We start from the raw sequence: 22,480 nt of genomic DNA, 5'->3' as shown, positions 1-22,480 counted from the left end.
CCCCGCCCTCCGGCGGGACGGCCGGTAGCCGCCCTCTCAGCCCGGTCGTGCCGGACTCCCGCGCTTTGTCGGACTCCACCCTACGGCCGCCGCGGCGTGGCCAGTTGTCTGGACACCCGTCTGGTTACGCTCCGGCCGGGCCGGTTAGGGTGACCGTCATGGACAGGGTGATCATTGTGGGCGGCGGGCTGGCCGGCGTGCGCGCCGCGGAGGCTCTGCGGAGCAAGGGCCACGAGGGCGGGCTGACCCTCGTCGCGGCCGAACCGCACCGTCCCTACGACCGGCCGCCGCTGTCGAAGGCGGTGCTGGCGGGCGACCGCGACGACACCACGATCGACACCGGCTGGTCGGCGTCCGGCGGCGACCTGCTGCTCGGCGAGCGCGCCACCGCGCTCCGGCTGGACGCCCCGGGCGCGGGCGGGACGGTCGCGACCACCGCCGGCGACCTGCCGTTCGACGGGCTGGTCATCGCGACCGGCGCCGTCCCGGTCACGCTGCCGGGCGAGGGCCGCCAGCACGTGCTGCGGACCATTGAGGACGCCCGCGACCTGCGCGAACGCCTTGTCCCCGGCGCCCGGATCGTGATCGTCGGGGCCGGCTGGATCGGCGCCGAGGTCGCCACCGCCGCCGCCCGCCGGGGCTGCTCGGTGATCGTGGCCGAGGCCGCCGACACCCCGCTGGCCAACGCGATCGGCCCGGAGGTGGGCGCGCTCACCGCCCCCTGGTACGCCGAGGCAGGGGTCGAGCTGCGGACCGGGGTCAAGGTCGCCGCGGTCGACGACGGCGGCCTCGCGCTCGCGGGCGGCGGCCGGATCGACGCCGACGAGGTCGTGGTCGGCGTCGGCGTCCGGCCGGACCTCGGCTGGCTGGAGGGCTCCGGCCTGCTGATCGAACGCGGCGTCGTCACCGACGCGTCCTTCCGCACGTTCACCGCGTCCGGCGGCGGCACCCCCGACGAGGGGCCGGGCACCGTCCGTCCCGACGTCGTCGCGGTCGGCGACTGCGCCGCCTGGTGGTCGCGGCGGTACGGGCGGCGGCTGCTCGTCGAGCACTGGGACGCCGCGCTGAACGCCCCCGAGGTGGCCGCCGCGACCCTCCTCGGCCAGGACGCCACCTACGACACCGCCCCCTACTTCTGGTCCGAGCAGTTCGGCCGCATGGTGCAGTACGCCGGGAACCACGCCGGATCCGAGCGGCTCGTGCGGCGCGGCGACCTGACGGGCCCGAGGTGGGCGGTCGCGTGGATCACCGGCGACCGGCTCGACGCCGTCCTCACCGTTGATCGTCCCCGTGACCTCGTGCAGGCCAGGCGCGTGATCGCCGCGGGGACCCCGATCGACCCCGTGCTGCTCGCCGATCCGGAGGTACCGGTGCGCCAGGCGGTGCGGCCGTGATGGTTTGAGTGCTCCGGCGGCGTGGTAGCAAGGGGGCGTGACGACGCACGCAACCGTGGACAGCGCCCTCGACCCCCGCACCGACGCCATGGCCGGCGAATGGCTCGCTCTGGAGGAGGCCGCGAGGCGCCTCGAGACCACGCCCAACAGGACCAAGCAGCTCATCAGCGAGCGCAAGCTCCTCGCGATCCGCCGGGATGGGAACCCGATGGTGCCCGCCGCGTTCATCAAGGACGGGCAGGTGATCAAGGGGCTGTCCGGCACGCTGACGCTGCTGTCGGACGCCGGCTTCGACGAGGGCGAGACGGTGCGCTGGCTGTTCACCGCCGACGACACCCTCCCGGGCACCCCGGTCGAGGCGCTCGCCGAGAATCGGGGCACCGAGGTCCGCCGCCGCGCCCAGGCCATGGCCTTCTGACGCCGGACCCGCCGGCACCGCACCGAAAGCGCACGTGACAGGATCGCGGGGTCACGCGCGACGGGCTCGTCCCGCCGTGTGGCCCCGCTTTTCCGTGCTTGCCCTGGAAAGGAACCGGTCCCCATCGTGTCCAGGCACCTGGTCTCCGATCGCGCCGTCGCGCTCCGCGCCCGGCTCAGCCGAGCCCGCCTCTACCTCTGCACCGACGCCCGGGAGCGGCAGGGCGACCTGCCCGCCTTCCTGGACGCGGCCCTGTCGGGCGGGGTCGACCTCGTCCAGCTCCGGCAGAAGGGCCTGGAGGCGCGGCAGGAGATGGAGTACCTGGAGGTCTTCCGCGAGGCGTGCGCGCGGCACGGTGCGCTGCTGGCCGTGAACGACCGGGCCGACATCGCGCACGTCGTGCAGGCCGACGTCCTGCACCTGGGCCAGGACGACCTGCCGGTCCAGGACGCCCGCGCCATCGTGGGCGAGGACGTGCTGATCGGCCGCTCCACCCATTCCGCCGAGCAGGCGGACGCCGCCGAGGCCGAGCCGGGCGCCGACTACTTCTGCGTGGGCCCGGTGTGGCCGACCCCGACCAAGCCGGGCCGCGCCGCCCCCGGCCCCGGGCTGCTGGAGCACGTGGCCGCCCACCGCGAGCTGCGCCCCTGGTTCGCCATCGGCGGCATCGACCTCGGCAACCTCGACCGCGTCCTCGCGGCGGGCGCCCGCCGCGTCGTGGTCGTCCGCGCGATCACCGAGGCGGACGACCCGGCCGCCGCCGCGGCCGAGTTCGCCCGCCGCCTCGCCGCCGCCTGACCCCGTCCCGCGCGCCCGGCCCCCGGATGGCCGGGGCGCCGCCGCCATGGCCGACAATGGACTCATGAGCGTGGGACCCGACGACGACCGGCCGGTGGATCTCGGCGATGACCTGGAGATCCTCCCGGACCAGACCTCCGACGACACCGACTCCGGCTGGGGCGAGTGGCGAGGCGGCGAGGACGACGACGCCCGGTTGATCAACGAGAGACCGCCGCACTGGTGAGCGAATGCGTCCCCAGGTGAGTGCTGGTGAGTCAGATGAGGACGCCGAGGGCGAAGCCCAGGGCGACGACGCCTACCAGGGCGAGCATCATTCGCCAGCGGTAACCGGGGATGCGGGTGGGGCGGGGCTGGGGGGCGGGGCCGTGGCCTTCGCGGAGGGCCCGGACGAGCTGGCGGGCCGTGGGGCGCGCGGCGGGGTTCTTGTCGAGGCAGCGGGCGGTCAGGTCGCGCAGGGGGCCCTCCATGTCGCCGAGGTCGGGGCGGCGTGAGGTGACCCGGCGCATGACGGCGGTGGCCGATCCGGTGCCGAAGGGCGGGTGGCCGGTGGCGGCGAACACCATCGTGGCGCCCCAGGCGAAGACGTCGGCGGGCGGCCCGACGGGTTCGTCCTCGATCTGCTCGGGCGCCATGTAGGCGGGCGGGCCGGTCGGGGCGGCGTGGGTGGTGCCCGCGGCGCCGAAGTCGACGACCTTGGCGCCGTCGGGGGCCAGCAGCACGCTGCCGGGGTTGAAGGCGCGGTGGACGATGCCGGCCCGGTGGATCGCGGCGAGCGCCCCGGCGGTGCGGAGCGCGACCTTGCGCATCTGCGGCCCGCCGAGGGGGCCGTGGTCGTCCACGGTGTCGTGGAGGGAGGGGCCCTCGACGTACTCGCTGACGATGTAGGGGTGGTCGCCGGTCATGTCGGCGTCCAGGACGCGGGCGGTGTTGCGGCCGGCGACCTGGAGGGCGGCGTCGGCCTCCCGGGCCAGTCCGGTGCGGGCGCGGGGGCCCTCGGTGCCGTCGGGCAGGAGCTTGACGGTCACCAGCTCGCCGTCCTGGGCGCGGCCGAGGTACACCGAGTCGCGGGTGCCGTCGCCGAGCCGTCCGAGCAGGGAGTAGTCGCCCACGTGGTGCGGGTCGTCGGGGCCGAGCGGCCGTTCGGGGCCGAGCGGCTGTTCGGGACGCCGCCCGGCGCGGGCGGGCGCCGCGTGGGCCGGGCCCGTCCGGGCGGTGCCGGGACGGGCCGTGCCGGTACGGGACGGCGCGGAGTGCGGTGGACGGGGGGTCGTCCTCCCGCGGGAGGGATCGTGCGGCACTGGGGGCTCCGACTCGGCGGGGGACGGACGAAGATTGCCTCATTTGTACCGTGTACTAGCGCTGATCGGCAGCGGAACCACCGATCTTAGCCGCAGGGGGCGCCCCCGCGCGAGAGGGTGCCGGTCTTCGCGATCTCGCGGGAGGAGCCGCCGACCATGATCTTGTAGCAGCCCGGGGCGACCTTCCAGGCGTCCGCGCCGGTGTCCCAGTAGGCCAGGGAGCGCGCCGTCAGCGGGAAGGTGATCCGGCTGCTCCGCCCTGGTGCCAGGGTGACCTTGGCGTGTCCCTTGAGCTGTTTGGGCGGCTGCGGCACACCGGCTCCCGGTGACGGCAGCCCGAGGTAGAGCTGCGGGACCGCGACGCCCGTCCGCGCGCCGGTGTTGGTGACCGTGACCTCCACGCTTCCGGACCGTACGGACAGGTTGCTGTATCCGAACCGCGTGTAGGACAGCCCGTGCCCGAACGGGAAGCGCGGCGCGATGCCCTTGGCGTCGTAGTGCCGGTAGCCGACCAGCGGGCCCTCGGAGAACGTCACCGTCTTGCCGACGCCCGGGTACTGCGCCGGGTTCCCGGCGGCGGGCGCGTCGTTCTCGGCGGCGGGGAAGGTCACCGGGAGCCTGCCGCCCGGGTCCACGTCCCCGTACAGCACGCGGGCGAGGGCGTTCCCGGCCTGCTGGCCCGGGTACCACGCCTCGACGATCGCGCGGACGCGCCCGGCCCACGGGGTCAGCACCGGCCCGCCCGTCTCCAGCACCACGATCGTGTCGGGGTTGGCGCCGGCGACCTCGGAGATCAGCGCGTCCTGGTCGCCGCGGAGCGGGTCGCCGCACTGGAGTGTCAGGCACGACTTGTCGAAGAACTCGCCCTGGGCGTCGGTGGCGAAGACGATCGCGACCTCGGCCTTGCGGGCCGCCGCGACCGCCGCGCCCCGGTCGCCGCCGTCGGTGTGGGTGATCGTCGTCCCGGCCCCGGCCCGGCGGGTGATGCCGTCGCGGGGCGTGACCGCGCTGAACGGCTCGACCTTGGCCGACCCCGTCCCGGTCGGGTTCGCCTGCGCGGCCCGGCCGATCAGCGCGATCGACTTCGGCGCCTTCAGCGGCAGCGCGCCGCCGTCGTTCTTCAGCAGCGTGATGCCGCCCTCGGCGAGCTCCCGGGCGGCGGTCTCGCTCGCGGTGCGGTCGATCCGGGTGAGGTCGTTCGGGTACTCGGGACGGTCGAACACCCCGAACGCGAACATCGTCCGCAGCACGTTGCGGACGTGCCCCTCGATCGTCGCGCGCGTCACCTTCTTCTGCGCGACCGCCAGCTTGAGCAGGAACGCGTTGTACTTCATCCCGATCGGCAGCTCCATGTCGAGCCCGCCGTTGGCCGCCTCGGCGGGGTCCTGCGCGGCCGTGTGGTCGGACGGGACGAAGCCGGTGAAGCCCCACTCCCGGCGCAGGATCCGGTCCAGGACGGTGCCGTCCTGGCAGGCCCAGCGCCCGTTCAGCCTGCCGAACCCGCACATCACGGTGGCCGCTCTGCCGCTCTTGACGGCGGCCTCGAACGGCGGGAGGTAGATCTCGCGGAGGGTGCGCTCGTCGACCCGCATGTCGAGCGCCATCCGGTCGGTCTCCTGGGTGTAGACGGCCAGGTGCTTCACCGAGGCCATCACGCCCTGCGCCTGCGCGCCGCCGATCCAGGACGCGCCGAGGCCCGCCGACAGGTAGGGGTCCTCGCCGAAGCCCTCGAACGTCCGGCCGGCGCGCGGGGTGCGCAGCACGTCCACGGTCGGGCCGAAGACCACGTCGTTGCCGCGGTGCCTGGCCTCCCAGCCGACCGTCCCGCCGTAGCGGCGCGCGGCGTCGTCGTCGAACCCGGCGGCCAGCGCGATCGGTGCGGGCAGCGCGGTGGCCTTGCCCTGGCGGACGCCGGCGGGGCCGTCGGCCATGAAGAGCGGCGGGACGCCGAGGCGCGGGATCCCGTTGCCGGTGTCGGCGTGGGCGGTCTCGAAGAAGCCGCCGAGCGGGCCGCCCAGCGGGTCGTCGGCGGCCAGGAGCGAGATCTTCTCGTCGTCGGTCAGCGCGGCCATGAGCAGCGCCGTCCGCTGGTCGGGGCTCAGCGCGGTCCTGCACCACGGTCGCTGCGCGGGCTCGCCGCAGCGCTCGGGGGAGGGGGCCCGGCCGCCCGTGAGGGCCTGGACGGCCGTGAGGCCCCGCGCGGACGTGTCCTGGACGGGCGCGGCCCCCGTGGGCGTCGCCAGGGCGGTCAGCGGCAGGACGGCCAGCACCGCGGCGGCCGTCAGGTTCCGCATCGCCGATGCCCGGCGTCCGGCGCGGGCCATCAGCCCTCCTCCGCTTCGGGCTGCACGCGCAGGGCGTTCAGCGTGAAGGCGACCATGTGGTAGTGGCCGATCAGCATCACCAGCTCGATCAGCTCCCGCTCGCCGAAGTGCCCGGCCAGGTCCGCCCAGGCGGCGTCGCCGAGGGTGCCGCGCGTGTGCAGCTCGTCGGCGGCGGCCAGGACCGCGCGGTCCACCGCGTCCCAGGGGTGCCCGTCCAGGCCGGTCCGCAGCGCGGCGATCTCGGCCTCGGTGAGGCCCGCGGCCAGCCCGAGCCCGTGGTGGTGGCTCCACTCGTAGTCGCAGGACCGGTGGTGCGCGGTGCGCAGGATCGCCAGCTCGCGGGCCCGCCCGCTCAGCGTGCCCCTCATCAGCAGCGTCGACCCGAAGCCGATCCAGGACCGGAACAGGTCGGGGTGGCGGCCGAGGGTGGTGAAGAGGTTGAGCGGCCCGGTGGAGGCGACCACCGCCCTCAGCGTGTCGTCCCACTCGGCCTCGGGAAGCGGGGGGACGCGCGGCGTGCGCGCGGCGTGGTCGCCGGGCGTCGCGGTGTTCTCGGCGGGCATGGCGACATTTCTGCCACCAAATGGTGGGACAGTTCTACCCCGGGTGGGGCATTTGGCCACATCGTGCCACTTGTGTCACACCGGTGAACCCGCAGGCGGGGTCCGGTGTCAGGAGAGACGGGCGGTGGCGGCGACCGCGAGGTCGGCCAGCGCCGCGCGGGCGTCCGGGGCGATCGGCGCGGACTCCAGGGCCGCCGCGGCTTCGGCCGTGTAGCGCTCGATCATGGCCTCGCAGGCCGCCAGTCCGCCGGTCTCCTCGATGATCTGGCGGAGCGCGTCGACGCCGGCGCGGTCCAGCCGGGGGTCGCCGAGCCGCCGCTCCAGCGCCGCCGCCTGCACCCGGTCCGCGCGCTCGGCGGTCAGCGCGACCAGCACCGTCCGCTTGCCCTCGCGCAGGTCGTCCCCGGCGGGCTTGCCGGTCTCGGCGGGATCGCCGAACACGCCGAGGACGTCGTCGCGGAGCTGGAAGGCGATGCCGAGCGGCAGCCCGTATCCGCTCAGCGCGACCGGGACCTCCGGGGTGGCCCCGGCGAGCGCGGCGCCGAGGTGCAGGGGCCGCTCGATGGTGTACTTGGCGCTCTTGTACTCCACCACGCGCAGGGCCGTCTCGACGCTGCCGGGGCCGCGGGTGCCCTCCAGCATGTCGAGGTACTGGCCGCACATCACCTCGGTGCGCATCAGCTCGTACACCGTGCGGGCGGCGCCGAGCCGGTCGGCGTCCAGGCCGCTCGACTCGAACATCTCGCCGGACCACGCCAGGCACAGGTCGCCGAGCAGGATCGCGGTGCCCTCGCCGAACCGGCCGGCGGCGCCGGGCCAGTCGTTCTCCCGGTGCATGGCCTCGAACCTGCGGTGCACGGACGGCCGGCCGCGGCGGGTGTCGCTGGAGTCCATCACGTCGTCGTGGATCAGGGCGCTCGCCTGGAGCAGCTCCAGGGACGCCGCCGCGGTCGCGATGCCGGGGTCGGCGCCGCCTCCGGCGCCGCGCCATCCCCAGTAGCAGAACAGCGGGCGCAGCCGCTTGCCCCCGCTCAGCAGCTCGTCGAGAGCCGTGACCAGCGGACTCAGGTCCGGGCTGATGGCCAGCAGCCCGGGGCGCTGCCGGTCGACGAAGGCCAGCAGGGCTTCGTTGATCTCCTTGCGGACACGGCTCGTCGACATGCCGTGATCGTATCCGTGCGGTGGGAGCGAAAATGCCCCAGAAGGTTCCGGATTATCGGGAGATTTGCAGACAAATCGGCGCGGGTGGTTTGGGATGGTTGCGTCCGTGATCGGATGAACCGCAGGCCAGGGGGCTTCTGTAGTCTTGGAGGATGCGACGCCTGCGCCCCGAACGAGCCCCCACCATCCGTGAGCTTCTCGCGTCCGGGGGCAGGTCCTTCTCCTTCGAGTTCTTCCCGCCCAAGACCGAGAAGGGCGTCCGCAACCTCTGGCGGGCCATCCGCGAGCTGGAGTCGCTCCAGCCGACGTTCGTGTCGGTGACCTACGGCGCCGGCGGCGGCACCCGCGACAAGACCGTCGACCTCGTCGAGCGGATCGCGACCGACACCACGCTCACCCCGGTCGCGCACTTCACCGCGGTCGAGCACTCCCAGGCCGAGCTGCGGCACCTGATCGGCCGGTTCGCCTCGGTGGGCGTCCGCAACATCCTCGCGGTGCGCGGCGACCCGCCCGGCGACCCGATGGGGGAGTGGACCAAGCACCCCGACGGGGTCGAGTACGCCGCCGACCTGGTCCGGATGATCCGCTCGCACGGCGACTTCTGCGTCGGCGTGGCGGCCTTCCCCTACAAGCACCCGCGCTCGGCCGACATCGAGAGCGACACCCGCCACTTCGTGGACAAGTGCCGGGCCGGCGCCGACTACGCGATCACCCAGATGTTCTTCCGCGCCGAGGACTACTTCCGGCTGCGCGACCGGGTCGCCGCGGCCGGCTGCGACGTGCCGATCATCCCGGGCATCATGCCGGTCACCCAGATGAGCATCATCGAGCGGTCCGAGCAGCTGTCCGGCGCGCCGTTCCCGGCCGAGGTGCGGGCCCGCTTCGAGGCCGTCGCCGACGACCCGGAGGCGGTCCGCCGGCTCGGCGTCGAGCATGCCGCCGAGGTCTGCCGGGAGCTGCTCGACCAGGACGCGCCCGGCATCCACTTCATCACCTTCAACAAGTCGACCGCGACCCGCGAGGTCTACGGGCTGCTCGCCGGGGCCGCGGTGAGCGGCAGCGCCCCGCCCATGATCGCGTAGCGCGGCCCGCCGCCGGGGAAGGCGAAGCCGGTGATCAGGTCGACCATGCCGACCGACCGGTAGAGCCGGCGGGCGGGGGAGTCGGGCCGCAGGTCGAGCGTCGACAGCACCACGGTCCGCTCGGTCCGGCCCGCGCACAGCGCGCCGAGGAGGCCGCGGCCGAGCCCCTGGCCCTGCGCGTCCGGGTGCACGTGCAGCTCGGCGACCTCGAACGGGTCGTCCAGCCAGGCCGCGGCGTGCTCCTCGCCCCCCAGGTCCGCCAGCGCGCCGCGCACCACGTCGTGCCACCACTGCCCGCTCGTCCCGTGGAACCCGTACGCGAAGCCCCGGACGGTGCCGCCCAGCCCCGGCAGCGGGCGCGGGCGCTCGGCCACCCAGGCCCGGAACCGCGGGTACGCGGTGTGCCGCTCCATGATCGTGTGCCGGCCCGGCAACTGCTCCGGCGGCGGCCGCATCGCCGCCTCGTACACCCCGAGGATCGGGGTGAGACGGCGCAGGAAGGCGCGTTCGTCGACCTCGCGCAGCTTCGGCTCCCTCACCCGCCAGAGACTAGACCGTTCCGGGACCGCCCCGCGGGCCGCCCCGCGCGGCCCGTCCGGCCGATCGGACCCCTCAAACCCGGGAGACGCTCCGGCGGGTCGCGCTGAGGCGGTCGTAGATGTCCCACAGGATCCGGTCTGCGGCCTTCTGGAGCGCGCCGCGGCTGGTGTCGAGCTGCCCGCCCCAATCCCGCGCCTCCGGGCCGAGCCACGCGTCGGTCCCGCCGAGGGTCCGGACGGACGGGTCGAGCGCCCGCCGCAGCTTGTCGATGCTGCCGTAGGCGTCGACGTACGCCTGGTAGAGCTGCCGGTAGTCGGGGTTGGGGCGCTCGGTCGGCGACAGCTCGGCCGCCGCGGCGGAGTCGAGCGGCGGCGGCAGGGCGCCGGGGGGAGGTGGAGCGGCCATCGCGACCTCTCATCCGGTGGGCGCGGACGCGGCCGGCCGCGACTGGGGATCGTCCTTGAGCAGGGGCACCTGGTGCGGCCGGTCCCCGGCCCCGGTACCGGCCTCGGCGGCGTGCGGGGACGCCGAGCCGAGGTCGAGCCCGCCGAGCGCCTCGCGGGTGCGCCGGCTCATGTCGGCGCCGGTGAGGACCTGCACGGCCACCGGGCGGACCCCGGCCCGCCCGGCCTCGGCGAGGAACGCGCGCAGCCATCTGGTGTCCATGGTCAGGTGGTGGCTGGCGGTGCCGAGCGACTCCTCGATCACCGCGAGCCGGGCCCGGTCGCCTTCGGCCGACCGCAGCAGCCCGGCGGTGGCGGCCGGGCCGAGGCCCTCATAGAGCTTCTCGGTGTAGTCGGGATCGCCGGCGTTGGCCTTCAGGTGCGTCCAGACCGAGCCGGGGACCCGCCCCCCGCCCCCGGCCGCGGCGGCGACGGCGAGCGCGTCGGCCTTGGCGGCCTTGGCCGCGGCCCGCCGGTCGGGGAAGGCGCCGAGGTCGCCCGCGCCGTTCGGCGTGGGCTGCCGGGGGGACGGCCCGGTCTTCGGCGGGGTGACCGGCGTGAACGTCCCGCCGCCCGAACCGGGGCCGCCGGACCCACCGGACCCGCCGCCCGAACCGGACCCGGACTCGGGCGAGCCGCCCACCCCGGGGCCGCCGCCGGTTTCGCCGCCGCCGGACGGTCCCGGGCCGGGAGCCGGGGACGGGGGCGTGGGCGCCTGGACGCCGTCGCCCTTGTCGGGGTGCGTGACGGCGAAGTTGTAGCGGCGGGTCAGCATGCCGAGCTGGTCGGCCGCCCACCGGGCGACCTCGTCGGCCTGCCGGTAGCCGGCGGCGGACACGCCGGGCGGGGGACGGTGCCCGTTCAGCCAGCCCCGGATCGCGGACTCGGCGTCCTGGAGCTGCCTGATCACCTGGTTGAGCGCGGGCGGGTCGATCCCCCGGAACGAGGGATCGCGCGCGGCCGGGCCCGTGCGCATCTGCGCGGTCATCGCCCCTCCGTTGGGTCTCGTACGCCTGTCTCGCACGCCGCACCGAGAGCCGTGGCTCGACTCCCCACCATCACACTCGCATCACTCGCTGTCGAGAGCGCGCCGTACCGATTCGGCATCGCGGGCGACCACGGCGTGCCCGTCGCCGGTCACCACGATCGGCCGCTGGATCAGCACCGGGTGGGCGGCCATCAGCGCGATCCAGCGGGCGCGGTCGTGTTCGAGGTCCTTGAGGCCGAGCTCCTTGGCGACGGGCTCGTTCAGTCGGGCCACCTCCCACGGCTCGGCGCCGATCCCGACGAGCACCGCGTCGAGCTCCTCGGCCGAGGGCGGGTCGTCCAGGTAGCGGCGCTCGGTGTAGGCGACGCCCGCCTCGTCCAGCGCGGACTTGGCGGCGCGGCTCTTCGAGCAGCGCGGGTTGTGCCAGATCTCCATCAGTCCCCCACTTCGGCGGGCGTGCCGCCGGTGACGCGCAGCAGTTCCTTGTACGAGGTCGGGAAGACGGTGTGCACGATGCCGCCCGCCGCCCAGACCTCGTCGTAACGGTCGAGCCAGACGTCCACGAGCGTACGGATCGGCGCGGGGTGCCCCACGGGGGCGACGCCGCCGATCGTCTGGCCGGTCGCCGCGCGGACGAAGTCCGGGGTGGCCCGCTTGACCTTCGCGGCGCCGACCAGGGCGGCGACCCTGGCGGTGTCGACCCGGTGCGCCCCGCTGGTCAGCACCAGCAGCGGCGCGCCGTCGGCATCGAAGACCAGGCTGTTGGCGATCGCGCCGACCTCGCAGCCGACCTGCTCCGCCGCGGCCTGCGCGGTGGGGGCGGGCTCGGGCAGCTCCACGATCTCCACGGCGGCGCCGGCGTCCCTCAGCACCTTCGTCACACGTTCGACATTGGCATGCATGGGAAGCAACTTTATGGTGTTCGGAACTCGGATGGACGCGGAGCTTCGGGGCGGACGCGAGGGAGATCGATGAGCGTACGGGTGTGGACGGGCGCGCTGCTGGTGATCCCCGCCGTGCTGGCGGCGGGCTGCGACCGGGGGATGCCGGCGGAGGGGGCCGGGGCGGGCGGGCCGGCGCCGTCGTCGCCGGGCGCGCGCTCCTCGGCGCGGGCCCCGGCGCCGCCGCCGGCGCGGCGCAGGCTCAAGCCCGGGTCGAAGGGCCGGGACGTCAAGGACCTCCAGCGCAGGCTGAAGGCCCTGCACTACGACCCGGGCAAGGCCGACGGCACGTTCGGGACGTCCACTCAGCTCGCGGTGTGGGCGTTCCAGGCGGTCAACCGGACCAAGATGACCGGCAGGACCGACAAGGCGTTCTGGGCGGCCCTGGACGCGCCCAGGAGTCCGCGGCCGGTGGCGAAGCGGCGCGAGGCCGACCGGGTGGACGTCGACCTGCGCCGCCAGTTCCTGGTGGTCTACAAGGGCGGGAGGCCCGCGCTGATCACGCACGTGTCGTCCGGCTCGGGGGAGCACTACTGCGCCAAGGACCGCGGCGCGACGGTCGCCCGGTGCCGGTACGCGAGCACGGGCACCGGCGACTTCCGCACCGGGCGGCGGGCGTCCGGCTGGGAGGTCTCGCCGCTCGGACGGCTCTACAACCCGGTCTACTTCAACGGCGGCATCGCCTTCCACGGCGCGCTGGACGTGCCGAGGTACCCGGCCTCGCACGGGTGCGTGCGGATGCCGATGCACGTCGCGGAGTACTTTCCCGGGCTGGTGCGGACGGACGTGCCGGTGCACGTCCGCCGTCCCAGCTGACCCCGCCGCCCCCAGTGGCCCCGTCGTCCGGGCCGGCCGCGCCGCGGCGAGGCCGGGTCAGGCCGCGGCGATGTGGGGCGTGTGGGCGACGACCTCGTCCACGAAGCCGTAGGCCCTGGCCTCCTCGGCGGTGAACCAGCGGTCGCGGTCGGAGTCGGCCTCGATCCGCTGGACGGTCTGCCCGGTGTGCTCGGCGATCAGCGCCTGCATGGTGCGCTTGGTGGCGAGCATGTTCTCCGCCTGGATCTTGATGTCGGAGGCCGAGCCGCCGATGCCGCCGGACGGCTGGTGCATCAGGATCCGCGCGTGCGGCAGGGCGTAGCGCTTGCCGGGCGTCCCCGCCGAGAGCAGGAACTGCCCCATCGAGGCGGTGAAGCCGAGCGACAGCGTCGCGACGTCGTTCGGGACGAACCGCATGATGTCGTAGATGGCCATCCCGGCGGTGACCGAGCCGCCGGGCGAGTTGATGTACAGGTGGATGTCGCGGGCGCGGTCCTCGGCCGACAGCAGCAGCATCTCGCCGCAGATCCGGTTGGCGATGGCGTCGTCGACCTCCTGGCCGAGGAAGATGATCCGCTCGCGCAGGAGCCGCTCGAACACCGGCTCGCCGCCGGGGCGGGGGGCCTCGGCGGCGCGGGACGTCGGAAGGTGGGTCGAAGTCATGACCCCAGCAAATCCGCAGCTCACCACGGGCGTCAAACAAGTGTTCGGGCCGAATTGACAACCGCGGGCTGTCAATCGAGGCTGACTCCATGGACGTCGACCTGCCGGGTGTGCGCGCCTTCGTCGCGGCCGTCGAGGAGATGCACTTCGGCCGCGCGGCCCAGCGGCTGTTCCTCACCCAGCAGGCCCTGTCCAAACGCGTGCGCAGGCTGGAGCAGGCGCTCGGGACACCGCTGTTCGAGCGCACCACGCGCCGGGTCTCGCTCACCGCGGCCGGACGGCGCTTCCTGCCGCTCGCGCAGGAGGCGGTCACCGCGTTCGACACCGCGGTCGCGGCCGTCCGCACGGCCGGAGGGCAGGACGGCGGGCGGCTGCGCGTCGACATCTACGACGAGCGGTTCAGCCCGATGCGGATCGTCCGGGGGCTGATCGACCGCGACCCGGGGCTGCGGTTCGAGCCCAGCATGCGGCAGGGGCTCGCGCTCGCGCTGCCCGCCCTGCTGAACGGCGAGATCGACGCGGCGTTCGGGCAGGCGCGCGACCTGCCGGGGCCCTGGCCGCCCGAGCTCGCGCGCCGGCTGGTCCACGTCGAGCACATGCACGCCTTCGTCGGCGCGGGCCATCCGCTCGCCTCCCGGGAGACCCTGCGCCCGGCCGAGCTGCGCGAGGCCGGGATCGCGATGCCCGATCCCTCCGGGGCGGTCGAGGCGCGCGCCTACCTGTCCTCGCTCGCGCGCCGCTTCGGCGCGCCGCTGCGCTTCGGCGAGCCCGCCGTGGGCTATTGGCATTACGGGGAGCTGGTCCGCCGCGAGCGGACCGCCGTCGCGCTGGGGGAGGCGTGCATCGAGGTCCCGCCGGGGTTCGGCCTGCACCGCATCCGGCTGGTCGATCCCGTCCCGCTCGTCCCGTGGTGCGTGGTCTGGCGCAAGGGCGACCGCGGGCCCGGCCTCCGCAGGATGCTCGGGCTGCTGCCCGTGCCGGACCTGCCGGGCGAGGGGCACTGGCTCCCGGACGCCTACCGCGAGCAGTCTTCCTGACGGCGGCTCGCCGGCCCTTCCGGCGCCGTCCGGCCGCCCGGCGGCGGGAGGCTGACCTGGGTGATCGCCCCGTGATCGCTGAGTGTGCCGACACGTGTTCGAACACATTGACGAATCGGCGTCAGGAGGGTTTACTGTGCATACCTCGAACTTATGTTCGAGGTGGTGCGGGGCTCGCGGCCCGTGCCAGGGCGACGTCCCCGCCGCGGCCGTGCGCGCGGCGGCGGCGGGGACACACGGCCGGGCGGAGTGAGGGGAAGCTCTCCGCCCGGCCGGCCCCAGCCCCGGAAGGAGGCAGTCATGTCCGCAACGACGAGCCAGCGCGGAGCCCACTCCGCCGTCCACCCCGCAGCACTGCCGGGCCCGCGCCCCAGGCCGCTCCCGCCGCCCCGTCCGGTCCACACGGCCGTCGGGCAGCTGCACGCGGCCCGGACGGGCCTCGCCGAGGCCGCCGAGGCCACCTCCCCCGCCGTCCGCTATGTGTGCGCCCACCTGGCGGCACTGCGCGCGGCGGCGGCGGTCCTGGCGTCCAAGGAGCCGCTGGAGACGCACCGCCGCGGCCGTCCGCGCAGTGTCTGGGTGCTGCTGCCCGAGGCCGAGCCCGCCCTGCGGGAATGGGCCGCCTTCTTCGCCGCCGGAGCCGACAAGCGCGCCGCCGCCGAGGCCGGCCTGCCCCGCGCGGTCACCGGGCCCGAGGCCGACGAGCTGCTGCGCGACGCCGAGGTCTTCGTCACCCTGGTCGAGGACACCCTGGGCGTCATTGGCCAGCCCACCCTGCCCGTCCCGGACGTCCGCGCGGGGTGATCGTGGCGGATGCGCACCGGTGACCGTGCCGGGCGACCGTCCTCCCGCCTGTGAGATCGTTAGGCAGGCGAACTAAGGAGGGCGGGGACGGTGGCGGCGCGCGGCGGTCGGGGTCTGGTGCCGTTGCTGGCCTTCCTCGGGGTGATGGCCTACTCGCTGTCGATGGCGGTGGTCACGCCCGCGCTCCCGCTGCTCCAGCGCGGGCTGCACACCACGCCCTCGGGCGCCGCCTGGGCGCTGACCGCGATGACGCTGTCGGCGGCGGTGGCGACGCCGGTGGTCGGACGGCTCGGCGACCTGTACGGGCCGCGCCGGGTGCTCCTGGTCGTCCTGGCCGTCGCGACCGCGGGCATGGTGGTCGCGGCGGTGGCCGGCTCGCTGCCGGTCATGCTGGCCGGACGGGCCCTGGGCGGCATCGGCGGCGGCGTGTTCCCGCTCGCGTACACGATCATCCGGGACGTGTTCCCGCCCGAGCGGACGGCCTCGGCGATCGGGCTGATGTCGTCCATGCTCGGGCTCGGCGGGGCGGTGTCGTGGTGCCTGGCCGGGCCGATCATCGACCTGCTCGGCTGGCGGTGGCTGCTGTGGGTGCCGGTGATCGGGCTGCTGCCGGGGCTGCCGGCCGCCTGGTGGCTCGTCCCGGCGTCGCCGCCGCGCGCCGCCGCCCGGGTCGACTGGTGGGGCGCGGCACTGTTCGCGGCCTGGCTGGTGGCGGCGCTGACCGCGCTCACCCAGGGGATGGACTGGGGCTGGACGTCCCCGGGGGTGCTCGGCCTGCTGCTCCTGGCCGCCGCGCTGGCCTGCGTCTGGCTGCGGGTGGAGTCCCGCGTCCGCGAGCCGCTGGTCGACCTGCGGCTGATGCGGCGGCGGGGCGTGTGGACGGCGAACCTCGCGTCCCTGCTGTCGGGGTACGCGCTGATGGCGGGCGGGCTGCTGTTCCCGCTCCTGGTTCAACTCCCCGAGCGGGGCGGGTTCGGCTTCGGCGGGACGGCGACCGAGGCCGCGCTCCTCCAGCTTCCCGCGAGCGCCGGGATGACGGCGGCGGGCCTGTCCGCCGGGCTGCTGCACCGGTGGATCGGGTCCCGCGCGGTGCTCGGCGCGGGCGCCGTCCTGACCGGCGCCGGGTACGCGTTCGTGGCCGTCCAGAGCGAGGCCATGTGGCAGCTCTACGCCGGCGGGCTCGCCCGGGGCGTCGGGCTCGGGCTGGCCTACGCGGCCGTCGCGAACCTGGTGGTGCTGGAGGTGCCGGCGGGGGAGACGGGCGTGGCGACCGGCATCAACACCCTCGTCCGGACGGTCGGCGCGTCCCTCGGCACCCAGGTGAGCGCGGTCATCGTGGCGGCCTCGGTGACCGCGGGGCAGCCGACCCGGCCCGGATTCGCCGCCGGGTTCGCGGTGAGCTCGGCGGTCATGGCCGGCGTCGCCGTCCTGGCCCTCCTCGCGCCGCGCCGCCCGGCGCGGCGCACCGGGACCCGCGCCGAGAGGGAGCCCGCTCAGGCCGTGCGCTGACGCGCCCGGTTCCTATGCTGGGGCGATGAACGCCCTGCCCCGCCCCCTTCGCCCGTGGTCCCGGCGGCTCACCTGGGACGAGGCACCCACCGTTCGCCGTGGCCTCAGCCGCCCGCCGGGACGGGGCGGGTGAGCCGGTCGGCGGTGGCGGGGAGCCAGTCCGCGCGGGCGTTGCCGAGCAGGTGGTCGCCGTGGGGGACCAGGAGGTACTCGCCCTGCGGGGCCGTCCGGGCGAGCGGCGCGCCGTTCACCGCCCCCGGGATGACGTCCTGGCCGCCGTCGACCACGAGGAGCGGGCCGGTGATCCGCCCGGCGGCCCCGGTCAGATCGATCGCGCGGACGAACTCGCGGGCGGGCTCGACGCCGCCCGAGCGCTGGGCCAACGTCTCGGTGACGAACGGGGCCAGCCCGTCCCAGTCGAGCCGGTACGGCCCGCTGACCGTCGCGGTCGTGCGGACCCGCGGCTCGTACGCGGCGCTCTCGGCGGCGTAGAAGCCGCCCAGGCTCAGGCCGATCACCGCGACCTCCGGGACGCCCAGCGCGTCGATCACGCGCCCCAGCACCCGGTGGTAGGCGGCCTCGGGGGCCGACGTGACGGCGAGCACGCCCTGCCCGGGACCGTCCATCGCGAACACCGCGGCGCCCCGGGACAGCAGCGCCTCGACGACGCCATGGAACTCCTCTTTGCTGGAGTCGAGCCCCGGAACGACCACGACCGTGGGGACGTCCCCGTCCTCGGGCCCGTCCGCGGCGGGCCGCCGCAGCCATCCCGCGAAACCCGGCCCTTCCACGCGGCGGGCGCCCGGGTCGAGGATCTCCAGCGCGCGCGCCATCGCCCGGTCGGACTCCTGCGCGGCCTCGCCGGCGGCGTCGCGGTCGGGGTGCGGAAGCAGCACGGCGAAGTGGAACCACCGGGCCGCGTCCCGGTAGTGCTCTCCGGCGGACCGGCCGGACGCGGCGTTCCCGGCGCGGGCCAGATGTTCCCGGCCCATCTGCCGGAAGGCGTCCGGCCAGTCGTGCAGCGACGCGAGCCCGGAGGTGACGCGGTCGTACCCGTACGGGTCGAGCCCGGCGCCCGCGGCGCGCGACCGGTTGCCCTCGACGAAGGCCGGGACGATGCCGGGCAGGTCCAGGAACGAGGTCATCGGGAGCCTCCAGTGGCCAGGGTGAGGACGGTCTTGCCGCGGACGCGGCGTTCCCGCAGGTCGACGAGCGCGCCGGCGGTGGCGGACCAGTCGTTGACGGCGCCGATCTCCGGGTGCAGCCGGCCCGCCGCGACGAGCCGCACCAGCGTGGCCAGGTCCCGGCCGTACGGCGTGCCGGAGTCGGTGTAGTGGAAGTGCCGGATCACGGCGGACTCGGGGCCCTTGAAGAAGTCGAAGAAGTCCAGCGTGACCGGGACGCGCCCGGCCTGGCCGAACCAGATCAGCGTGCCGCGCCGGGCCAGCGCGGCCAGCGCGGCGGCGAGCGCGGGCCCGCCGGTCGACTCCAGCACCAGGTCGAACGGGCCGTCCGCCCCGGCCACGTCCCGCACGACGTGCACGGCGCCCAGCTCGGCGAGCCGCGCGCCGCGTCCGGCCGACGCGGTCACGGCGGTGATCTCGGCGCCGGCCGCCGCGGCGAGCTCGACGAAGTAGTGGCCGACGCCGCCGGAGGCGCCGGTCAGCAGGACGCGCCGGCCCGCGATCGCGCCCGCCGCGCGCAGCAGCCGGAGCGCGGTCAGCCCCGCGAGCGGGAGCGCCGCGGCCTGGACGGAGGTGATGGAGCCGGGCAGCCCGGCGAGCGAGTGGGTGGGGACGGCGACGTACTCGGCCCAGCCCCCGGAGGGCGGGTGCCCCACGACGCGGGTGCCGACCGCCGGGCCCGAGCCGTCGGCGGCGGGCTGCACGACGAGCCCGGCGACGTCCTTGCCGGGCAGCAGGCCGGGACGCGGGTCCTCGAGCAGGAACGTCTCGCCCCGGTTCAGCGAGAACGCCTCGACCTTGACCAGCGCCTCGCCGGGGGCCGGCACCGGCTGCTCGGCCTCGGCGGGCGTGACGGGACGGGCTGGGTCGCCCGTCGGGATCAGTCTCCTCATGCGCCCAGCGAACCGCCGCGCCCGCCGCCCGGTCCAACAACCGCCGAGCAGGCCCGACAACCGGCGGTTGTCGCCTAGGATGATGATCATGGACCTCGACCTCGCCCAGGTCCGCGCGTTCGCCGTCACCGTGGAGGAGGCGCACTTCGGTCGCGCCGCCGAGCGGCTGGGGATCAGCCAGCAGGCGCTGTCCAAGCGGATCGTCCGGCTGGAGGCCGCCCTCGGCGCGCGGCTGCTCGACCGCGGCCCGCGCGGCGCGGGCCCGACCGCGGCCGGACGGCGCTTCCTGGAGCCGGCCCGGCGGGCGCTCGCGGCCTCGGCCGAGGCCGCCGCCGCCGTGCGCGGCGCCCACCGGCCGCTGCGGATCGACGTGTGGGGGCATCTCTACACCCCGATGCGGACGGTCGCCAGCGTCGCGACGCGGATCCCCGACCTCGCCCTGGAGCCGGGTCCGGCCCGCGACCTGCCCTCGGTAGCCGCGGCGCTGGCCTCGGGGGGAACCGACGTCGGCTTCGGCCGCGTCCACCCGCTGCCCGGACGGTGGGACGCCGGGCTGACCCACCGGCTGGTCCGGCTCGAACCCGTCGACGCGGTCGTCGGCGCCGGGCACCCGCTCGCCGCCGAGACCGTGCTGCGGCCGGAGCGGCTGCGCGGCAGCGTCCTGCGCGCCCCGAGCGCGCTGGAGCGGCTCGATTTCCTCGCGCGCTTCGCGGGCCACTTCGGGATCGACGCGCGCGGCGGCGGCGCCAACCTGGGGTCGGAGCACTTCCTGCAACAGATCAGGGACGATCCCGGCTGCTTCTCGCTCTTCCCCGCGGACAGCCCGCTGCCGGACGTTCCCGGCATCAGGTCGATCCCGCTCGCCGACCCGACCCCGCTGTACGCGTGGTCGCTGCTGTGGCGGACCGGGGCCGGGCATCCCCTGCTGGACACGCTCGTGGCGGGGTTCGCCGAGGAGGGCGACAAGAGCCGCTGGCTGGAGTACGTCCCCGGACGCGACTGGCTGCCCGAGGGCGAACGCCTCCGGACATGACCCGGCCCGCGTCCGTGGCGGATGCCAGGGGACGCGGGCCGGAGCGCGGACCGGGCGGCGGTGGTCGCCGCCGGGCCCGCACGGTGTCAGGAGTCGAGACGCCGGGGGGACGCCTCAGCCTCGGCCGGGATCAGAACGCCTCGACGGCGCGGCGCGCCTCGGGGTCGAGCACTCCCCAGGTGATGAGCTCCTCGGTGAGCTCGGTCGGGGACTTGTCGTAGATGACCGCGAGTGAACGCAGGTCTTCCTGGCGGATGGACAGGACCTTTCCGTTGTAGTCGCCCCGCTGGCTTTGGATCGTCGCGGCGTAACGGGCGAGTGGACCGGCCTTGTCTTTCGGAAGCTGCTGCAACCGCTCGAGGTCGATCACGAGCTTGGGTGTAGGCCCGAGCGGGCTCGGCGCGGCTCCGCCGGGCAGCAACTCGGATACCGGCACGCCATAGAAATCGGCGAGCTCGGCCAGCTTCTGAACGGTGACGGCGCGGTCGCCCCGCTCATAGGAGCCCACGACGACGGCCTTCCAGCGGCCTCGGGACTTCTCCTCCACTCCGTGCAGGGACAGGCCCTGCTGGGTGCGGATGGCGCGCAGGCGCGCGCCGAGAGCCTTAGCGTATTCAGACGGCATTTCGCGGCCCCCCAGGCTCACTTTCGTCGTCGCTGTCGGATCCCGGTCGGTCGACCGGGCGGGGACAGTTCCTTGGACCGGATGGACTCAAGGCTCTGTCTCCAGGGATGGTTACGGACAGTGACGGTAAAACGGTGACGGCCCCAGGTCAAGCCGATTGGAAAAAAGCGGTCGAATCCGCAGGTCTCGATCCGGGTCGTCCGGATCGCCGGGAAGCCCCTCGGACCGGGCGCCGGGCCCTTGCCGCACGGGCTTCCCGGCCTCCCGCGGGACTCCGAGTGTGACCCCTCTCACCAGGTAAGACGCGCCAATGCCGGGTTCGGCCCGGCGTGTCGGGGCTGCTACGGTGAGGGGGACAAGGCGTCCTTTAAGACCCGTCCAGTGAGGCGGGAAAGGAGGTTACGGTGGTGAATGCTGCCTTCAGGCCCGACGATCCGGGCGGGCCGCGCGTGGCAGACGGTGACTCCCGGCCCAAGGCCGTTCTGGAGAGCCCCGACATCCGGCGCGCCCTCACCCGCATCACGCACGAGATCCTCGAACGCACCAAGGGCGGCCACGACGTCGTCCTGCTCGGCATCCAGACCCGCGGTGTGACGCTCGCCGAGCGGCTGGCCGACCTGCTGCGCGAGGTCGAGGGACGGCCGGTGCCCTGGGGCTCGCTCGACGTCACGATGTACCGCGACGACCTGCGGATGAAGCCCGCCCGCGCGCTCGGCCGCACCGAGCTGCCGCCGGGGGGCGTCGACGACCGCGTCGTGGTCCTGGTCGACGACGTGCTGTTCTCCGGCCGCACCGTGCGGGCCGCGCTGGACGCGCTGAACGATCTCGGCCGGCCGCGCGCCGTCCAGCTCGCCGTCCTGGTCGACCGCGGCCACCGCGAGCTGCCGATCCGCGCCGACTACGTGGGCAAGAACCTGCCGACCTCGATGCGCGAGACGGTCAAGGTCCTGCTGGCCGAGAACGACGCCCGCGACGCCGTCCTGCTGAGCGAGCGGGGTGAGGCGGAGTGAAGCGCCATCTGGTCTCGGCGGCCGACCTGACCAAGGACGACGCGCTGCTCATCCTCGACACCGCCGAGGAGCTCGCGCAGGTCTCCGGCCGCTCGTCCATCAAGAAGCTGCCCACGCTGCGCGGCCGGACGGTGGTGAACCTGTTCTTCGAGGACTCCACCCGCACCCGCATCTCGTTCGAGGCCGCCGCCAAGCGGCTGTCGGCCGACGTCATCAACTTCTCCGCCAAGGGCTCCAGCGTCTCCAAGGGCGAGAGCCTGAAGGACACCGCGCTCACCCTCGAGGCGATGGGCGCCGACGGCGTGGTCATCCGGCACCCCGCCTCGGGCGCCCCGCACCGCCTCGCCGGATGGGTGCGGGGCAGCGTGGTGAACGCCGGCGACGGCACCCACGAGCACCCGACGCAGGCGCTGCTCGACGCGTTCACGATGCGCCGCCGCCTCGGCGACCTGGAGGGCCGCAAGGTCACCATCGTCGGCGACGTCCTGCACAGCCGGGTGGCGCGTTCCAACGTGCTGCTGCTGCACACTCTCGGCGCCGACGTCACCGTGGTCGCGCCGCCGACGCTGCTGCCGGTCGCGATCGGCACCTGGCCGTGCCAGGTCTCCTACGACCTCGACGCGGTGCTGCCCAAGAGCGACGTGGTCATGATGCTGCGGGTCCAGCAGGAGCGGATGAACGCCGCGTACTTCCCGAGCGTGCGCGAGTACAGCCGCCGCTACGGGCTCGACACCGAGCGGTTCGCGCGCATGTCGGACGACGCGATCGTGATGCACCCCGGCCCGATGAACCGCGGCGTCGAGATCGCCGCCGAGGTGGCCGACTCGGTCCGCTCCACCATCGTCGAGCAGGTCGCCAACGGCGTCAGCGCCAGGATGGCCGTGCTCTACCTGCTGCTCGGCGGTTCCGAGCCCGCCATCGGCAAGGAGGTCTCCGAGTGAGCGGAGAGAACG

General features: G+C 74.8%; 25 protein-coding genes. 12 read left to right on the top strand and 13 right to left on the bottom strand.

Annotated elements, in window-relative coordinates; all coding sequences use genetic code 11:
* The first annotated feature begins 158 nt into the window (after positions 1-158).
* From QP090_RS03105 to QP090_RS03090, 4 genes are all read left to right on the top strand, one after another.
* Positions 159-1,394, top strand: coding sequence for an NAD(P)/FAD-dependent oxidoreductase (locus tag QP090_RS03105; RefSeq protein ID WP_285936906.1), 1,236 nt, complete (start codon positions 159-161; stop codon positions 1,392-1,394).
* Between the two features lie 88 nt (positions 1,395-1,482).
* Positions 1,483-1,812, top strand: a complete 330-nt coding sequence (locus QP090_RS03100; protein WP_285938554.1) for an Rv2175c family DNA-binding protein — start codon at positions 1,483-1,485, stop codon at positions 1,810-1,812.
* Between the two features lie 126 nt (positions 1,813-1,938).
* Positions 1,939-2,610 carry a thiamine phosphate synthase gene (thiE, locus tag QP090_RS03095; RefSeq protein WP_285936905.1) on the top strand — a complete coding sequence of 224 codons (672 nt, stop codon included), beginning with the start codon at positions 1,939-1,941 and terminating at the stop codon, positions 2,608-2,610.
* Between the two features lie 64 nt (positions 2,611-2,674).
* On the top strand, positions 2,675-2,836 hold the full coding sequence (locus tag QP090_RS03090) for a hypothetical protein (RefSeq protein WP_285936904.1): 162 nt from the start codon (positions 2,675-2,677) through the stop codon (positions 2,834-2,836).
* A gap of 31 nt (positions 2,837-2,867) precedes the next feature.
* On the opposite strand, the gene QP090_RS03085 is transcribed toward QP090_RS03090, so the two are convergent.
* The 4 genes from QP090_RS03085 to QP090_RS03070 all read right to left on the bottom strand — a co-directional run bounded on the left by QP090_RS03085 (position 2,868) and on the right by QP090_RS03070 (position 7,959).
* A complete protein-coding gene (locus tag QP090_RS03085) occupies positions 2,868-3,911 on the bottom strand; it encodes a serine/threonine-protein kinase (RefSeq protein WP_285936903.1) in 1,044 nt (347 codons plus the stop codon).
* 86 nt (positions 3,912-3,997) lie between these two features.
* Complete coding sequence (locus tag QP090_RS03080; RefSeq protein ID WP_285936902.1) at positions 3,998-6,235, bottom strand: beta-glucosidase family protein; 2,238 nt, start codon at positions 6,233-6,235, stop codon at positions 3,998-4,000.
* Positions 6,235-6,798 carry a carboxymuconolactone decarboxylase family protein gene (locus QP090_RS03075; protein WP_285936901.1) on the bottom strand — a complete coding sequence of 188 codons (564 nt, stop codon included), beginning with the start codon at positions 6,796-6,798 and terminating at the stop codon, positions 6,235-6,237. The genes QP090_RS03080 and QP090_RS03075 overlap by 1 nt, the downstream gene beginning before the upstream one ends.
* 108 nt (positions 6,799-6,906) lie before the next feature.
* Positions 6,907-7,959: a polyprenyl synthetase family protein gene (locus QP090_RS03070; RefSeq protein WP_285936900.1), complete on the bottom strand. Its 1,053-nt coding sequence runs from the start codon at positions 7,957-7,959 to the stop codon at positions 6,907-6,909.
* A gap of 152 nt (positions 7,960-8,111) precedes the next feature.
* Between QP090_RS03070 and metF the strand changes: the two genes are divergently transcribed.
* Complete coding sequence (gene metF / locus QP090_RS03065; protein WP_285936899.1) at positions 8,112-9,041, top strand: methylenetetrahydrofolate reductase [NAD(P)H]; 930 nt, start codon at positions 8,112-8,114, stop codon at positions 9,039-9,041.
* On the opposite strand, the gene QP090_RS03060 is transcribed toward metF, so the two are convergent.
* The 5 genes from QP090_RS03060 to QP090_RS03040 all read right to left on the bottom strand — a co-directional run bounded on the left by QP090_RS03060 (position 8,984) and on the right by QP090_RS03040 (position 11,914).
* Positions 8,984-9,580, bottom strand: a complete 597-nt coding sequence (locus QP090_RS03060; protein WP_285936898.1) for a GNAT family N-acetyltransferase — start codon at positions 9,578-9,580, stop codon at positions 8,984-8,986. The two genes, metF and QP090_RS03060, sit on opposite strands and share 58 nt — an antisense overlap.
* A gap of 73 nt (positions 9,581-9,653) precedes the next feature.
* Positions 9,654-9,986, bottom strand: a complete 333-nt coding sequence (locus QP090_RS03055; protein WP_285936897.1) for a hypothetical protein — start codon at positions 9,984-9,986, stop codon at positions 9,654-9,656.
* A gap of 9 nt (positions 9,987-9,995) precedes the next feature.
* Entirely contained in the window at positions 9,996-11,012 is a 1,017-nt protein-coding gene (locus tag QP090_RS03050) for a hypothetical protein (RefSeq protein WP_285936896.1), read from the bottom strand.
* An 81-nt stretch (positions 11,013-11,093) separates the two neighbouring features.
* Complete coding sequence (locus tag QP090_RS03045) at positions 11,094-11,447, bottom strand: arsenate reductase family protein (RefSeq protein WP_285936895.1); 354 nt, start codon at positions 11,445-11,447, stop codon at positions 11,094-11,096.
* Positions 11,447-11,914: a YbaK/EbsC family protein gene (locus QP090_RS03040; protein ID WP_285936894.1), complete on the bottom strand. Its 468-nt coding sequence runs from the start codon at positions 11,912-11,914 to the stop codon at positions 11,447-11,449. The genes QP090_RS03045 and QP090_RS03040 overlap by 1 nt, the downstream gene beginning before the upstream one ends.
* Positions 11,915-11,983: 69 nt before the next feature.
* Between QP090_RS03040 and QP090_RS03035 the strand changes: the two genes are divergently transcribed.
* On the top strand, positions 11,984-12,769 hold the full coding sequence (locus QP090_RS03035) for a L,D-transpeptidase family protein (RefSeq protein WP_285936893.1): 786 nt from the start codon (positions 11,984-11,986) through the stop codon (positions 12,767-12,769).
* A gap of 57 nt (positions 12,770-12,826) precedes the next feature.
* Here QP090_RS03035 and QP090_RS03030 read toward each other — a convergent pair whose 3' ends face one another.
* Positions 12,827-13,432, bottom strand: coding sequence for an ATP-dependent Clp protease proteolytic subunit (locus QP090_RS03030; protein WP_285936892.1), 606 nt, complete (start codon positions 13,430-13,432; stop codon positions 12,827-12,829).
* Positions 13,433-13,521: 89 nt separating this feature from the next.
* Between QP090_RS03030 and QP090_RS03025 the strand changes: the two genes are divergently transcribed.
* The 3 genes from QP090_RS03025 to QP090_RS03015 all read left to right on the top strand — a co-directional run bounded on the left by QP090_RS03025 (position 13,522) and on the right by QP090_RS03015 (position 16,782).
* Positions 13,522-14,469 (top strand): LysR family transcriptional regulator, encoded by a 948-nt coding sequence (locus QP090_RS03025; RefSeq protein WP_285936891.1) that lies wholly within the window; start codon positions 13,522-13,524, stop codon positions 14,467-14,469.
* Between the two features lie 300 nt (positions 14,470-14,769).
* Positions 14,770-15,273, top strand: coding sequence for an SAV_6107 family HEPN domain-containing protein (locus QP090_RS03020; RefSeq protein WP_285936890.1), 504 nt, complete (start codon positions 14,770-14,772; stop codon positions 15,271-15,273).
* A gap of 90 nt (positions 15,274-15,363) precedes the next feature.
* Positions 15,364-16,782, top strand: coding sequence for an MFS transporter (locus QP090_RS03015; protein ID WP_285936889.1), 1,419 nt, complete (start codon positions 15,364-15,366; stop codon positions 16,780-16,782).
* Between the two features lie 104 nt (positions 16,783-16,886).
* On the opposite strand, the gene QP090_RS03010 is transcribed toward QP090_RS03015, so the two are convergent.
* Positions 16,887-17,927: an alpha/beta hydrolase family protein gene (locus QP090_RS03010; protein WP_285936888.1), complete on the bottom strand. Its 1,041-nt coding sequence runs from the start codon at positions 17,925-17,927 to the stop codon at positions 16,887-16,889.
* Entirely contained in the window at positions 17,924-18,859 is a 936-nt protein-coding gene (locus QP090_RS03005; protein WP_285936887.1) for a zinc-binding dehydrogenase, read from the bottom strand. Before QP090_RS03005 ends, QP090_RS03010 begins: the two co-directional genes overlap by 4 nt.
* Before the next feature lie 88 nt (positions 18,860-18,947).
* Between QP090_RS03005 and QP090_RS03000 the strand changes: the two genes are divergently transcribed.
* Positions 18,948-19,892, top strand: coding sequence for a LysR family transcriptional regulator (locus QP090_RS03000; RefSeq protein ID WP_285936886.1), 945 nt, complete (start codon positions 18,948-18,950; stop codon positions 19,890-19,892).
* A gap of 130 nt (positions 19,893-20,022) precedes the next feature.
* Here QP090_RS03000 and bldD read toward each other — a convergent pair whose 3' ends face one another.
* Entirely contained in the window at positions 20,023-20,517 is a 495-nt protein-coding gene (gene bldD, locus QP090_RS02995; RefSeq protein WP_160819162.1) for a transcriptional regulator BldD, read from the bottom strand.
* A 449-nt stretch (positions 20,518-20,966) separates the two neighbouring features.
* On the opposite strand from bldD, the gene pyrR reads away from it, so the two are divergent.
* Positions 20,967-21,527: a bifunctional pyr operon transcriptional regulator/uracil phosphoribosyltransferase PyrR gene (gene pyrR, locus QP090_RS02990; RefSeq protein WP_285938553.1), complete on the top strand. Its 561-nt coding sequence runs from the start codon at positions 20,967-20,969 to the stop codon at positions 21,525-21,527.
* Entirely contained in the window at positions 21,524-22,468 is a 945-nt protein-coding gene (locus QP090_RS02985; RefSeq protein ID WP_285936885.1) for an aspartate carbamoyltransferase catalytic subunit, read from the top strand. Before pyrR ends, QP090_RS02985 begins: the two co-directional genes overlap by 4 nt.
* Positions 22,469-22,480: the final 12 nt, after the last annotated feature.

This window comes from Actinomadura xylanilytica (genome assembly GCF_030283145.1).
In the GTDB taxonomy this organism is placed as follows: Bacteria; Actinomycetota; Actinomycetes; order Streptosporangiales; family Streptosporangiaceae; genus Spirillospora; species Spirillospora xylanilytica.
Note: the sequence above shows the minus strand (reverse complement) of the source record. Positions and strands in the feature narration are given on the sequence as shown.